This window comes from Arthrobacter sp. 05T442, assembly GCF_056395945.1.
Map to the genome: position 1 here is coordinate 74,271 of NZ_JBFTKM010000004.1, position 14,340 is coordinate 88,610.

General features: G+C 66.9%; 13 protein-coding genes. All 13 read left to right on the forward strand.

The genetic code is table 11. The annotated features are described in order from the left end of the window. Positions 1–32 precede the first annotated feature (32 nt). The 13 genes from AC1DES_RS06390 (at position 33) to AC1DES_RS06450 (ending at position 14,323) form a co-directional block, all read left to right on the forward strand. The gene (locus AC1DES_RS06390; RefSeq protein ID WP_476894853.1) at positions 33–1,232 is read left to right on the forward strand and encodes an amidohydrolase; all 1,200 of its coding nucleotides are present in this window, start codon (positions 33–35) and stop codon (positions 1,230–1,232) included. 239 nt (positions 1,233–1,471) lie between these two features. Next, positions 1,472–1,936: a MarR family winged helix-turn-helix transcriptional regulator gene (locus AC1DES_RS06395; RefSeq protein WP_476894854.1), complete on the forward strand. Its 465-nt coding sequence runs from the start codon at positions 1,472–1,474 to the stop codon at positions 1,934–1,936. Positions 1,937–2,072: 136 nt separating this feature from the next. After that, positions 2,073–2,504 carry an organic hydroperoxide resistance protein gene (locus AC1DES_RS06400; protein ID WP_476894855.1) on the forward strand — a complete coding sequence of 144 codons (432 nt, stop codon included), beginning with the start codon at positions 2,073–2,075 and terminating at the stop codon, positions 2,502–2,504. Beyond that, on the forward strand, positions 2,501–3,529 hold the full coding sequence (locus AC1DES_RS06405; protein WP_476894856.1) for an NADP-dependent oxidoreductase: 1,029 nt from the start codon (positions 2,501–2,503) through the stop codon (positions 3,527–3,529). Before AC1DES_RS06400 ends, AC1DES_RS06405 begins: the two co-directional genes overlap by 4 nt. Before the next feature lie 310 nt (positions 3,530–3,839). Continuing rightward, positions 3,840–4,952, forward strand: coding sequence for a BMP family lipoprotein (locus AC1DES_RS06410; protein ID WP_476894857.1), 1,113 nt, complete (start codon positions 3,840–3,842; stop codon positions 4,950–4,952). A gap of 253 nt (positions 4,953–5,205) precedes the next feature. Continuing rightward, on the forward strand, positions 5,206–6,801 hold the full coding sequence (locus tag AC1DES_RS06415; protein WP_476894858.1) for an ABC transporter ATP-binding protein: 1,596 nt from the start codon (positions 5,206–5,208) through the stop codon (positions 6,799–6,801). Beyond that, positions 6,794–8,179 (forward strand): ABC transporter permease, encoded by a 1,386-nt coding sequence (locus tag AC1DES_RS06420; protein ID WP_476894859.1) that lies wholly within the window; start codon positions 6,794–6,796, stop codon positions 8,177–8,179. The genes AC1DES_RS06415 and AC1DES_RS06420 overlap by 8 nt, the downstream gene beginning before the upstream one ends. Further along, positions 8,176–9,684, forward strand: a complete 1,509-nt coding sequence (locus AC1DES_RS06425) for an ABC transporter permease (RefSeq protein ID WP_476894860.1) — start codon at positions 8,176–8,178, stop codon at positions 9,682–9,684. The genes AC1DES_RS06420 and AC1DES_RS06425 overlap by 4 nt, the downstream gene beginning before the upstream one ends. A gap of 86 nt (positions 9,685–9,770) precedes the next feature. Beyond that, positions 9,771–10,145 carry a cytidine deaminase gene (locus AC1DES_RS06430; RefSeq protein ID WP_476894992.1) on the forward strand — a complete coding sequence of 125 codons (375 nt, stop codon included), beginning with the start codon at positions 9,771–9,773 and terminating at the stop codon, positions 10,143–10,145. A gap of 14 nt (positions 10,146–10,159) precedes the next feature. Then, complete coding sequence (locus AC1DES_RS06435) at positions 10,160–11,464, forward strand: thymidine phosphorylase (protein ID WP_476894993.1); 1,305 nt, start codon at positions 10,160–10,162, stop codon at positions 11,462–11,464. A gap of 134 nt (positions 11,465–11,598) precedes the next feature. Further along, positions 11,599–12,234, forward strand: coding sequence for a DedA family protein (locus tag AC1DES_RS06440; protein ID WP_476894861.1), 636 nt, complete (start codon positions 11,599–11,601; stop codon positions 12,232–12,234). A 178-nt stretch (positions 12,235–12,412) separates the two neighbouring features. Continuing rightward, complete coding sequence (locus tag AC1DES_RS06445) at positions 12,413–13,132, forward strand: DedA family protein (protein ID WP_476894862.1); 720 nt, start codon at positions 12,413–12,415, stop codon at positions 13,130–13,132. 33 nt (positions 13,133–13,165) lie between these two features. Continuing rightward, the gene (locus AC1DES_RS06450) at positions 13,166–14,323 is read left to right on the forward strand and encodes an adenosine deaminase (protein ID WP_476894863.1); all 1,158 of its coding nucleotides are present in this window, start codon (positions 13,166–13,168) and stop codon (positions 14,321–14,323) included. Positions 14,324–14,340 lie beyond the last annotated feature (17 nt).

The following is a 14,340-nucleotide window of genomic DNA, read 5'->3' on the forward strand; positions in this document are numbered from 1 at the left end:
GCTATTCCTTGAGCGCTCGCTAGAGTTATTCCGTGCGCAACTACACTACTGAAGCTGAGCCCACCACACTGGTGGGGCCGTGGCTGGAGCCCCTCCTGCCGGAGCTAATCGCTTTCCGCCGTGACCTCCATGCGCACCCGGAGCTCTCCTTCAAGGAGTTCCGCACCACCGAGAAGCTAGTGCAACGGCTCGAGGCTGCAGGCCTGAAGCCCCGCCGCCTTGAAGGCACGGGCGTCACGGTCGACGTCGGGGAGGGCCCCATCGCCACGGCCCTCCGCGGCGACATCGATGCCCTTCCCATCATCGAGGAAACCGGTCTCGAGTTCGCGTCCAAACACCACGGCGTCACCCACGCGTGCGGACACGACGTCCACACCACCACGATGCTGGGCATCGCCCTGATCCTGCAGCGCATGCACGAGCACTCGCCGCTCCGGGGCTCGGTCCGGATCATCTTCCAGCCCGCCGAGGAAACCATGCCCGGGGGAGCGCACGCCTGCATCGAGCAGGGCGTCCTGGAAGGCGTGCCCCGTATCCTGGCCTTGCACTGCGACCCCAGGATCGAAGTCGGCAAGATCGGCACCCGGATCGGGGCCATCACCTCTGCCTCGGACACCATCAAGATTGAGCTCTCCGGACGCGGCGGCCACACCTCACGCCCGCACCTGACCGAAGAACTCGTCTTCGCCCTGGCCCAGATCGCTGTCAACGTTCCCGCCGTGCTCTCCCGCCGCGTCGACGTCCGCAGCGGCGTCTCGGTAGTGTGGGGCCAGATTTCCGCCGGGTCCGCCCCGAACGCCATTCCGGGCAGCGGCTTCATGGCCGGCACCATGCGGTGCCTGGACCGCGACGCCTGGCACAGCGCCGGCGAGCTCCTTGACGACGTCGTCCGCCAGGTCGCCGAGCCCTACGGCGTCGACGTCCTCCTGGAACACACCCGCGGCGTGCCGCCCGTGGTGAACTCCGAACACGAGACTGCGTTGATCGAGGCCGCGGCCCGCGCGGAAATCGGTGAAGGCGCCGTCGTCCTCACGCCCCAGTCCATGGGCGGGGAAGACTTTGCGTGGTTCCTGGCGGACCTGCCCGGTGCCATGATGCGCCTGGGCACCAAGACGCCAGGCGGTGAGGAGTACGACCTCCACCGCGGCGACTACATCCTGGACGAACGCGCCCTGGGCCTCGGCATCCGGGTCCTCGCGGCAGCGGCGCTGCGCACGCTCCGCGACCTCTAGGCCCCGGCCCCGAAACCCTGCATCCCGGGTTCGACGCACCGGATCTCTGCACCTTTGACAGCACGACGCCGGGACGCGCCGGCGGTGCGGGCTGACGCGCCGTCGGGAGCCGGCAAAGGTGGGGAGAATCCATTGGGGGCGGCGGCCAGCTCCGGGGTTTCGGCGGCACCGTCCGATCATCAATTTTGATTGTGCACAACTGAATTGCGTGCAACTTGGTTGTGGCGTAGGGTGGTGTCATGACCACGCCAGAGGGGACCCGCACGGCCGCTTCGGAAGCGCTCCGCCTGAACCGGCAGGTGTGCTTTGCGATGTACTCGGCCTCCCGTGCTGCCACGGCCGCCTACCGGCCCATGCTGGAGGAGCTCGGCCTGACGTACCCGCAGTACCTGGCCATGCTGGTGCTGTGGGAAGCGGAGCCGCGCAGCGTCCGTGAGTTGGGGGAGGAGCTCGGGCTCGACTCCGGAACGCTCTCGCCGCTGCTCAAGCGGCTCGAAGCGCTCGGCCTCGTCCAGCGCCGCCGGTCCGTAGAGGATGAGCGCCGCGTGCAGATCTCCCTGACCGACGCCGGCGCCGCACTCAGCGCCAAGGCCAGCGGCATCCCGCAGCGGCTCGCCGACGCCGCCGGCCTCACGCCGGCGGAACTGGACCAGCTCCGCGAAACCCTGGGCCGGCTGGCCGGCGCGCTCCAGGCCTCCCACTGAGCCTCCCCGACAGCCCGGCGCGTCGACGTCGAAATCGCGGGAGGCGTGCCAACTCGCCGGAAGTTCCCGGCGACTCCGCAGGCTTCCGGCGAGTTACCCGCTGAACCCCTATGTCCCTCCACGAGAACGGAATCCCATGAAGACTCTCTACACCGCCGAAGCGCTGGCCTCGGGCGAAGGCCGCGACGGCACCGCTGTGAGCAATGACGGCAAACTCCAGGTCACCCTCGCAAGTCCGGTGGAACTCGGCGGCGACGGCGCCGGAACCAACCCGGAGCAGCTGTTCGCCGCCGGCTACGCCGCGTGCTTCCACTCCGCCCTTCGCCTCGTCGGACGCAAGGAACGGGCGGACCTGACCGATTCCGCCGTCGCCGCCAAGATCCACTTTGGCGCCCTCGCGGACGCAGCCGGCTACGGCCTGGCCGCAGAGCTCGAGATCGCCCTGCCCGCCGTGGACCGGCAGACCGCCGAGGACCTGGTGGCCCGGGCCCACCAGATTTGCCCCTATTCCAACGCCACCCGTGGCAACATCACTGTCGACATCAAGATCATGGAGGTCGCCGCATGAGCGCCAACACCGAAACCACACTCCCGGCCAGCACCCGCGAGATCCAGCTGGCATCCCGGCCGCACGGCCGTCCCGTCCCGGAGAACTTCCGCCTCGCCGAGTCCCGGCTGCCCGAGCTGCAGGACGGCCAGGTCCTGGTCCGCAACCTCTTCATCTCGGTGGACCCCTACATGCGCGGCCGCATGAATGACGTGAAGTCCTACTCGGCCCCGTTCGCCCTGGACAAAGCGCTCGACGGCGGCGCGGTCGGCGAGGTCATCGCGTCCCGGTCCGCGGACCGCAAGGTGGGCGACGCCGTCGTCCATTCGCTGGGCTGGCGCGAATACGCCGTCCTGGACGCTGCCGCGACCACCCCGGCACGCACCGACCTCGCCCCGGCGTCAACATTCCTCGGCGCGCTGGGCATGACCGGCCTGACGGCGTACGCCGGCCTGCTGAAGGTTGCGGAGTTCAAGTCCGGAGAGGTCGTCTTCGTCTCGGGTGCCGCAGGTGCCGTGGGCTCGCTCGTGGGCCAGATCGCCAAGGCCATGGGTGCCTCCCGCGTCATCGGCAGCGCCGGATCCGCGGAAAAGGTCGCCCGTCTGCTGGAGCTCGGCTTCGACGCAGCGTTCAACTACCACGACGGCCCGGTGGCCGAACAGCTCGCTGCCGCGGCCGGGGAACGCGGGATCGACGTCTACTTCGACAACGTCGGCGGCGAACACCTCGAAGCCGCGCTGTCCGCGCTCACCGTCGGCGGCCGGGTGGCCATGTGCGGCGCCATTTCGCAGTACAACGCGACCGAGCCCACCCCGGCTCCGCGGAACCTCATGCTTGCCATCGGCAAGCAGCTGACGCTCAAGGGCTTCCTCGTCAGCGGCTACTGGCAGCACATGGCCGAGTTCGTCGAGGCCATGTCCGCGTGGCTCGCCGACGGCACCGTGCGCTACGACGAGACCATCGTGGACGGACTCCAGAACGCGCCGCAGGCGTTCATGGACCTGCTCGACGGCGCCAACACCGGCAAGATGCTCGTCCGGCTCTAGCCTGGCCCAAGGCCCCAAAAGACACGCCTCCGGCGCCGGTTCCCTTGCGGAACCGGCGCCGGAGGCGTTTGAGCGTGGCCTGCCCGGACGGCACGGGACTACCGATTGGTAACAAGTTCTCAACAATCTGGGTATTCCCTGTGAACTGTGTTACTGCACGTGTCGCAGGACACTAAAGTAGCTTCCATCCGTGCGCCTCGGCGCAGTGCTGCGAATCCGTCAGTGACAACTTCAGTTTGGGTCGAACCACCCGAAACAGACACTCATTGAACTCCTGTCGTAGCGCCTACCCTTTCTTCCTGGAGGAAAATTGAAGAACTCACTGCGTGCAACCCTCAAGCGCGGTTCTATGGCCGGCGTCGCCACCGCGGGTGCGGCCGCACTGTTGCTCACCGGCTGCGGAGCTGCCCCGTCGTCGTCGGGCGCCTCCGGCTCCGCGACGAAGTCGGACTACACCGCATGCATGGTTTCCGACTCCGGTGGATTCGACGACAAGTCGTTCAACCAGTCCGGCTACGAAGGTTTGCAGCAGTCCGTCAAGGACCTCGGCATCCAGGAGAAGCACGTCCAGTCCAAGGCTGACACCGACTACGACCCCAACCTGCGCTCCATGGTGCAGCAGGGCTGCAAGCTCACCGTCACTGTCGGCTTCCTCCTCGGCGACGCCACGAAGTCCATCGCCACGGCCAATCCGAACAGCCACTTCGCGATCATCGACTACAACGACCCCACGTTCCCCAAGAACGTCAAGCCGATCGTCTACGACACGGCCCAGGCCGCGTTCCTGGCCGGCTACCTGGCGGCCGGCACCTCGAAGACCGGGAAGGTGGCCACCTTCGGCGGCATCAACATCCCGACTGTCACGATCTTCATGGACGGCTTTGCCGACGGCGTGAAGTACTACAACGACAAGAAGGGCAAGAACGTCCAGCTCATTGGCTGGGACAAGGCCAAGCAGGACGGCACCTTCGTCGGCGACTTCAAGCAGGTCGACAAGGGCAAGGTCCTCACCCAGGGCTTCCTGGACCAGGGCGCGGACATCATCCTTCCCGTGGCCGGCCCCGTGGGTTCGGGCGCAGGCAGCGCGATTCTGGAGGCCAAGTCCAAGGGCAAGGACGCGAAGCTGATCTGGGTTGACTCCGACGGTTACCTGACCGCCCCCGACTACAAGTCCGTGATCCTGTCCTCGGTCCAGAAGACCATGTCCACCGCGGTGGAGACGGTCATCAAGGACGACAAGGACGGCAAGTTCGACGCCGCACCGTACATCGGCACCCTCGAAAACGGCGGCGTGGCCCTGGCTCCGTTCCACGATCTCGACGCCGCCGTGCCGGCAGACCTGAAGAGCGAGCTGGACCAGCTGAAGAAGGACATCGTTTCCGGCACCGTCAAGGTCGAGTCGAAGTCCAGCCCGGCCAAATAAGCATTACACCGCGGGGCGCGCTGCCCTTCCGCCGTTACCTCGGCCGAAGGGCAGCGCGCTCTGTTTTGCTTGCAGCGTTTTGCCTGCAGCGTTTTGCCTGCAGCGTTTTGGTTGCAGCGTTTTGCTTGCAGCGTTTTGCTTGCCAGCCCTCTCTGCCCAGGGACCCCTGCGGACACTAGGCTGGGATTACCCGTTGCCCTGCCGCCGACAACGCGCCGGAGCAGATCCATCCACACACAGATTGGTTGGGGTTTTGAAACTCGAACTGAGAGGGATCACGAAGCGATTCGGATCCCTGGTAGCCAATGACCACATCGATTTGGTCGTAGAGCCCGGGCAGGTCCACTGTCTGCTGGGGGAAAACGGCGCAGGGAAATCCACCCTGATGAACGTGCTCTACGGACTCTACGACCCCACCGAAGGTGAAATCCTGGTCGACGGCAAACCCGTCGTCTTCAAGGACCCCGGAGAGGCAATGGCGGCCGGCATCGGCATGGTCCATCAGCACTTCATGCTCATCCCGGTCTTCACCGTGGCCGAGAACGTGGCGCTCGGCAACGAGACCACCAAAGCTGGAGGGCTTCTCAACCTTGAAGCCACACGGGAGAAGATCCGCCAGATTTCGGACCAGTACGGGTTCGACGTCGACCCCGACGCCATGGTTGAAGACCTTCCCGTGGGTGTCCAGCAGCGCGTCGAAATCATTAAGGCCCTGGTCCGGGACGCAGAGGTCCTGATCCTGGATGAGCCCACCGCCGTGCTCACGCCGCAGGAGACCGACGAACTGCTCGATATCATCCGCCAGCTGAAGCGGGACGGGAAGTCGATCGTCTTCATTTCCCACAAGCTGCGCGAGGTCAAGGCGATTTCGGACACGATCACTGTCATCCGCCGCGGCAAGGTTGTGGGCCAGGCGGAGCCCACGGCTTCGCCTACGGAGCTGGCGTCCGCCATGGTGGGACGCGCGGTGAGCCTGACGCTGGACAAGGGCCCCGCCAAGACCGGCGAGGTCACGTTCAAGGTCCGTCACCTGACAGTGACCGACCACAACAGCCAGCACGTTGTCGACGACCTGTCCTTCGACATCGCCAAGGGCGAGGTGCTGGCCATCGCCGGCGTGCAGGGCAACGGCCAGACCGAACTGACCGAGGCCATCCTGGGGGTCCAGCCGCACGTGTCCGGATCCATCACCCTCGACGGCGAGGAACTGCTGGGCCGAAGCGTCAAGCACATCCTCGGGGCCGGAGTCGGGTTCGTCCCCGAAGACCGCACGCTCGACGGACTCGTGGGCACCTTCTCGATCTCCGAAAACATGATCCTGGACCTCTACGACAAAGCACCCTTCGCCCGGGGCGTGGGCATGAAGCCTGGCGTGATCGCAGAGAACGCCGCGAAGAAAGTCGAAGAGTTCGACGTCCGCATCCAGTCCGTGTCAGCGGCCGTGGGCACGCTCTCCGGCGGCAACCAGCAGAAAGTGGTGCTGGCCCGGGAACTCTCGCGGCCGCTGCGCCTGTTCATCGCGTCGCAGCCCACCCGCGGGCTGGACGTGGGATCGATTGAATTCGTCCACAAGCGGGTCATCGCCGAACGGGACCACGGAACCCCCGTCATGATCGTCTCCACCGAACTGGACGAGGTGATGCAGTTGGCCGACCGGATCGCGGTCCTTTACCGGGGACGGCTGGTCGGCATTGTTCCGGCCACCACGTCCCGCGACGTGCTGGGCCTGATGATGGCTGGAGTCCCGGCCAACGAGGCCGAAGCCAGCGCCGCAGCCCACGCCCACAGCGGCCCGACGACGGCCACGGTGCCGGAGCCTGCCGGCCACGAAGGAGAAGCACATGTCTGAAAAGACGACCCCGGAGCCGGCGGCTGCGGCCCGCAAGCACGCTGCGGTCCCCCCTGAGCACCACGAACCCGAGCCGGACACGTCCGACGCCGTCGCCTCCGGCGTCGTTCTCGACACCGCCGGGGGCCAGATCCCCCCGTCCGCCGTTCCGGCAGCGACGCAACGGCGGGAGCGGGACAGCGGCGAATCGGTGCTGCACCAGATCTTCACCGGCAACGCGATGGTGTCCGTGCTGTCCGTGCTGCTCGCCATCGTCATCGGCGGCATCCTGATGGCGGTGACCAATCCCAAGGTCGCGGCCACGGCAGGCTATTTCTTCGCCCTTCCGGGAGATCTGCTGACCGAAGTGTTCCGCCCGTACGCGGCTCTGGTCCAGGGCTCCATCTTCAACTGGGCCGGCGCTGACCTGGCCGCGCAGCTGTACCCGATCACCGAGACGCTGACCGTCGCCACCCCGCTTATCTGCGCCGGGCTCGGCGTGGCACTCGCCTTCCGTGCAGGCCTGTTCAACATCGGTGCGCAGGGGCAGATCATCTTCGGCGCACTCTTTGGCGCCTACACCGGATTTGCCTGGCACCTGCCGATCGGCCTGCACCTGCTGGTCGTCATCCTCGCCGGCCTCGTCGGCGGGGCGGTCTGGGGCGGCGTTGTCGGCCTGCTGAAGGCCAGGACGGGTGCGCATGAGGTGATCGTGACGATCATGCTCAACTACATCGCCAACTTCCTGCTCCTGTTCCTGCTGACCACCCCGGCTTTCCAGCGCAAGGGTTCCACCAACCCCATCTCCCCGTTCCTGGACTCCACCGCGCTGTTCCCGGAACTGCTGGGACCCCAGTTCCGGCTGCACGCCGGGTTCATCGCCGCGATCCTGGCCACCGCGTTCGTCTGGTGGCTGCTGAACCGTTCCACCATCGGCTTTGAGTTCCGTGCCGTCGGCGCGAACCCGAACGCCGCCCGGACCGCCGGCATCAACGTCGCGCGCAGCACCATCCTGGTGATGGCGATCGCCGGCGCCCTGGCGGGCCTGGCCGGCATCGCCCAGGTGTCCGGCACGGAAAAGTACCTGTCCGGCGGTGTGGCCGCATCCATCGGGTTCGATGCCATCACGGTCGCGCTCCTCGGGCGCTCGACGCCGTGGGGGACGTTCTTTGCCGGGCTCCTGTTCGGAGCCTTCCGGGCCGGTGGCGTGGCCATGCAGGCCCAGACGCAGACGCCAATCGATATTGTCCTCGTCATCCAGTCCCTGATCGTGCTGTTCATCGCAGCACCGCCGCTGGTCCGTGCGATATTCGGACTCAATCCCCGTAAGAAGAAGTCCACCAAGAGTGGGACCGCCGGTTCAACGGCCGGCGGCGTGAAGAGCGGAGCGGCAGCATGAGCGCCACGACACAACCTCCCGCCAGCCGGCAGGCAGCGGAAGGCCCCGGACAGACAGGGGGACGGGCCGGCGCCAAAGCGGGCACCGCCGAACTGGTGAGCTGGAAAGCCGGCATCGGACTGGGGCTGCTGGCCGTACTCGGCACCATCTTGTTCGGCTTCCTGGCCAACACGAAGTCGGCCGGCTTCCGGATCGCCGAAGCCCGCGACCCCAACGCATCCTCCGCGGCAGCGTGGATCACGCTCGTGGTCGCGCTGGCCGCCGCCGCGTACCTGGGCTACCGGTGGATGAACCGGCGCCGCAGCGGCGAAACTGTGGACCGCTGGATTCCGTCAGCCACCGTCGCGGCCGTCGTCGTGCTCGGCCTGGCCGCCCTCGGCGTCGCCCGGGTCGAAAAGATCACCGTGCCGTCCATGGCGCTGGGCTGGATCTGCTCCGTCCTGCTGCTGGCCATGGCCGCCTACACCTGCTTCCTGACCTTGGAGCACCGCCGGATCCCGGGATGGCTGGGCGGCACCTTCGCGGTGGTCTTCCTCGTCGGGTTCATGATCTGGATCGTCGCGGGCGGCCGGGACACCGAGCCGTCAATTTCGCTCGGCGGCCTCATGGCCGGAGCCGTGACGCTCGCCGTTCCGCTGGTGTTTGGCTCGCTCTCCGGTGTGCTGTGTGAGCGTGCCGGTGTAGTCAACATCGCGATCGAAGGCCAGTTGCTGCTCGGCGCGTTCTCGGCAGCCGTCGTCGCCACAGTGACGGGAAACGTCTACCTCGGGCTTATTGCGGCGGCAGTGGCGGGCGCCCTCGTATCCCTGGTCCTTGCCGTGGTGAGCATCAAGTACCTCGTGAACCAGATCATTGTGGGCGTGGTGCTCAATGTGTTGATCAGCGGGCTCACCAGCTTCCTGTTCTCCACCCTGCTCACGGCGAACCCGGAGCAGCTGAACAAGCCAGGCCGGCTCCAGGCAGTCGACATCCCGTTCCTTGCCGATATCCCGATCATCGGACCCATCCTGTTCCACCAGTCCCTGGTCGGCTACCTGATGTACGTCGCCGTCATCGTCGTCTATGTCGGGCTGTTCCACACCAAGTGGGGCCTGCGCGTGCGGGCCGTGGGGGAGCACCCCCAGGCTGCCGACACGGTTGGCATCAATGTGAACCGTACCCGGTTCCGCAACGTCCTCATGGGCGGTGCCATCGCTGGCATCGGCGGGTCTTTCTTCACGCTTGTCTCGGTGGACGCCTTCAGCAAGGACATGTCCGGCGGCCGCGGCTACATTGCGCTGGCTGCCATGATCTTCGGCCGCTGGAATCCGATCGGCGCCTTCCTGGCAGCACTGCTCTTCGGGTTCGCCGACAATCTGCAGAGCATCATCACCATTATCGGATCCCCGGTTCCGAGCCAGTTCATGGCCATGCTGCCCTACGCACTGACGGTCATTGCCGTGGCCGGGCTGGTCGGACGTTCGCGGCCGCCCGCGGCCGACGGCATACCGTACGTCAAGGGCTGACGGCCGTGCGCGAAGAACAGTCCGCCGCGGCCCCGGACTCCGGTACGGCCGGATCCGCCGGATCCCACGGCGTCGACTGGGGTGCCCTGGAGGCCGCCGCGGTCGCCGCCATGAAGAACGCCTACGCGCCGTATTCGAAGTTCGCGGTGGGGGCAGCTGGCCTCACCGCGGACGGCAGGATCGTGAGCGGCTGCAACGTCGAAAACGCCAGCTACGGACTGACCCTGTGCGCCGAGTGCGCCCTCGTGGGCAACCTGCACATGACCGGCGGCGGCCTGCTGCGCGCCTTTTATTGTGTCGACGCCGGCGGCAACGTCCTGATGCCGTGCGGACGCTGCCGGCAGCTGCTCTATGAATTCCGGGCTCCGGGCATGGAGCTCATGACCACACAGGGAATCAAGACCATGGACCAGGTCCTTCCCGATGCCTTTGGCCCCCAACACCTGGAGGAAACCCGGTGACACCGACCCCACACATGTCTGAAGCGTTCGACGCCGTCGACATCATCCGCATCAAGCGGGACAAGGGCGTGCTCAGCCCCGCGCAGATCGACTGGACCATCGACGCCTACACCCGCGGCGCCATCGCCGATGAACAGATGGCCGCCTTGAACATGGCCATCCTGCTCAACGGCATGGACCGTGCCGAGATCTCCCGCTGGACGGCGGCGATGATCGCCTCCGGTGAGCGGATGGACTTCTCCAGCCTGCGCCGGCCCGACGGCGGCGTGAAGCCGACCTCCGACAAGCACTCCACCGGCGGCGTCGGGGACAAGATCACGCTCCCGCTGGCGCCCCTCGTGGCCGTTTTCGGGGTTGCCGTACCGCAGCTCTCGGGCCGCGGGCTGGGCCACACCGGCGGCACCCTGGACAAGCTTGAGGCGATCCCGGGCTGGCGCGCGGACCTGAGCAACGAGGAAATGCTGGCCCAGCTCCAAGACGTGGGCGCGGTCATCTGCGCGGCCGGCGCCGGCCTGGCCCCGGCCGACAAAAAGCTCTACGCCCTCCGCGACGTCACCGGAACAGTGGAAGCCATCCCGCTGATCGCGTCCTCGATCATGAGCAAGAAGATCGCCGAAGGCACCGGTTCCCTGGTGCTTGACGTCAAGGTGGGCAGCGGCGCCTTCATGAAGGACGAGGCCCGGGCGCGCGAACTGGCCGAGACCATGGTGGCACTGGGCAAGGACGCCGGCGTCAACACGGTGGCCCTGCTGACCAACATGAACACGCCGCTGGGCCTGACGGCCGGCAACGCGATCGAGGTCGAGGAATCGGTCGAGGTCCTGGCCGGCGGAGGCCCGGAAGACGTCGTCGAACTCACGGTCCGGCTGGCGGAAGAGATGCTGGCCTGCGCCGGTGTCCACGACGCCGACCCGCGGGCTGCCCTGAAGGACGGCCGCGCCATGGACGTGTGGAACCGCATGATCCAGGCGCAGGGCGGGGACCCCCGGGCCAAACTGCCGGTCGCGAAGGAATCCGAGGTCATCTACGCCCCCGCCGACGGTGTCCTGGTGGAGCTCGACGCCATGGCCGTCGGGGTCGCCGCGTGGCGCCTGGGGGCCGGACGCGCCCGCAAGGAGGATGTGGTCCAGGCCGGCGCCGGCGTGCGCATGCACGCAAAGCCGGGCGCCACCGTGAAGGCCGGCGAGCCGCTCATGACCCTCCTGACGGACACTCCGGAGAAGTTCGAACGGGCCAAGGAGGCACTCGAACACGCCGCCATGATCGCGCCGGAAGGCTCCCGGCCGGCGCAGCAGCTCATCATCGACCGCATCGCCTGACCCCGGGCCTGACCCTTCCAGCCCGGTTGCGCATCCTGCTCGTAGCGCAACCGGAGGGGTGGCGGGCGGGCCGGCCAGTACACTGGCACCACAGCAGCCGGGAGACTCCTGGCCCCGCCGTGCGTTAGGAAACCGTGCAGGCCATCAACGACTTCATCCTCGCAGCCGCAGGGCAACCCTGGGTTCTCGTCCTTGTGTTCGCCTGCTGCGTCATTGACGGCTTCTTCCCGCCCATTCCCAGCGAGTCGGTCGTGGTCGGGCTGGCCGCCGTCGCGGCGACGGCGGAGGTCCCGAACCCGGTGTTCCTGATCGCGACCGCCGCCGCCGGCGCCTTCCTGGGCGACAACTTCGCGTATGTGATCGGACGGGGCACCGGCATGCGCCGCTGGTCATGGATGCAGCGGCCGCGTCTGCAGCGGGCGTTCGACTGGGCCGGACGGGAATTGCGGAAACGGCCCGCCTCGCTGATCCTCGTGGCGCGCTTTGTCCCGATCGGCCGGGTGGCCGTGAACTTCACCGCCGGGGTCACCCACTACCGCCGGTACCGGTTCGCGGGGCTGACCGCGTTCTCGGGGATGCTCTGGGCAGGCTACTCCGTGGGGGTCGGGACGTTCTTCGGGCACCGGTTTGAGGACAACCAGCTGCTGGCCGCAATCACCGCCATCATCTGCGCGATCGTCCTGGGGATCCTCGTCGATGTCGGCATCAGCAAGATCCGCGGGAAGCTACCGGAGGAGCGCAGGCACGCGGCTCCGCCGTCGGAGCCCTAGCCAGGCCTCCGGGGTGCCTTCCGGCGGGCACCACAGGGTGCCGGCGAGAAGAACCACAGCGGCAACGTAGCGGAGCCAGCCTTGGGCATGGGACACTTAGGAGCGATTCACGTCACTTCCGGGTGTCATATTTTGCGCTTCGTTTCGTCCCACATTTTCCTCTAGGAGCAATGCCCGCGTGGAGTTCATTAATGAGGTCGTGCTCCATGCAGCTGGCCAGTGGTGGATTTACCCCCTCCTCCTGGTCTTCTTCTTTGTGGACGGCTTCGCAATGGTGGTCCCGAGCGAGACCCTGATTGTGGCCCTGGCGGCGTACTCCCTGCACAGCGGACAGCCCAATCTCTGGATCCTGGGCCTGACGGCGCTCGTCGGCGCGATCGCGGGCGACAATACGGCCTACATGCTGGGCCGGAAGATCGGCCTGGAACGGTTCCGGTGGATGCGCAAGCCGAAGGTCCAAAAGGTCTTCGGCTGGGCGCGGTACGAACTCGAAAAGCGCGGGGCCGTCCTGATCTTCACGGCACGCTACATTCCCTGGGGACGCGTGGCCGTCAACTATGTTGCCGGCACCACCGGCTTTCCGCACCGGAGATTCTTCTTCCTGGACGCCTCTGCCTGCCTGACCTGGGTGGTCTATTCCCTGGGCATCGGGGTCCTGGCCAGCTCCTTCCCGTGGCTGCACCATAACCCGTTGCTGAGTGCGGGCATCGCGGTCGTGTTCGCCATCGTGCTGGGTGTCCTGATCGACCACCTCCTGCGCTGGTGGCACAAACGCCTGGGACGCCACGACGGCGGATCCGCCGGTCCCGCCGTCGGAGAGCCCGCGCACGCGGCCCACGCAGGCCCCGGCGCCCTACTCACGGGAACCTCCAAGGACGCCGACGCCGGCCGGAAGTAGCGTCCGGCATCCTTGCGACCCTATGGTTGGAACGTGACTGAGACTATTCCTGACGCTGCCCCTGACATCGACTTCGACCTGAAGGGCCTTCCCAAGGTTTCCCTTCACGACCACCTGGACGGCGGACTCCGTCCGGCAACCATCATTGAACTTGCCGAGGCCGTGGGACACACGCTGCCCTCGAGCGACCCGGTCGCGCTGGGGGAGTGGTTCCGCGAATCCGCCGACTCCGGTTCCCTGGTCCGCTACCTCGAGACGTTCGACCACACCATCGCCGTCATGCAGACCAAGGAAGGCCTGTTCCGCGTCGCCAAGGAATTCGTCGAGGACCTGGCCGACGACGGCGTTGTGTACGGCGAAGTGCGGTGGGCCCCCGAACAGCACCTGCAGAAGGGCCTGAGCCTGGACGACGTCGTCGAAGCCGTGCAGGCGGGGCTGGAAGCCGGCGTCGATGCCGTCGCCGAAACCGGCCGTGACATCCAGGTCGGCCAGCTCATCACCGCCATGCGGCACGCGGACCGCGGCCAGGAGATTGCCGAGCTGGCAGTCCGGCACCGCTACAAGGGCGCGGTCGGCTTCGACATTGCCGGAGCCGAGGACGGCTTCCTGCCCTCCCGGTTCAAGGACGCCTTCACCTACCTTGCGCAGCACAACTTCCCGGCCACCGTCCACGCGGGCGAGGCCGCGGGCCTGGAGAGCATCCAGTCGGCACTGGTGGACGGCCGGGCCCTGCGCCTGGGCCACGGTGTGCGGATCGCCGAAGACGTCACCGTCGAATTCGACGAAGATGAAGGCCCCGACGCCGAAAGCGACGAAGTCAACGACAACATCGGCCTCGTGACCCTGGGCGAACTCGCCAGCTGGGTCCGCGACCGCGGCATCGCGCTGGAGATCTGCCCCTCCTCCAACCTGCAGACCGGCGCCATTGCCGGCTTCGGCGAGGGAATCGAGAGCCACCCGCTGGACATGCTCTACCAGCTCGGCTTCAACGTCACCATCAACACCGACAACCGGCTCATGAGCGGCGTGACCCTTACCGACGAGTTCGAGCTGCTCGTGGAGACCTTCGACTACGACCTCGATGACCTGCTCGAGCTGACGCTCAACGCAGCCGAGGCCGCCTTCCTTCCGCTGGAAGAGAAGGAAGCCCTGGTCGAATACATCAACGAGGCCTACGCCGACCTTGGCTAGCACCAACTCCAACGCGG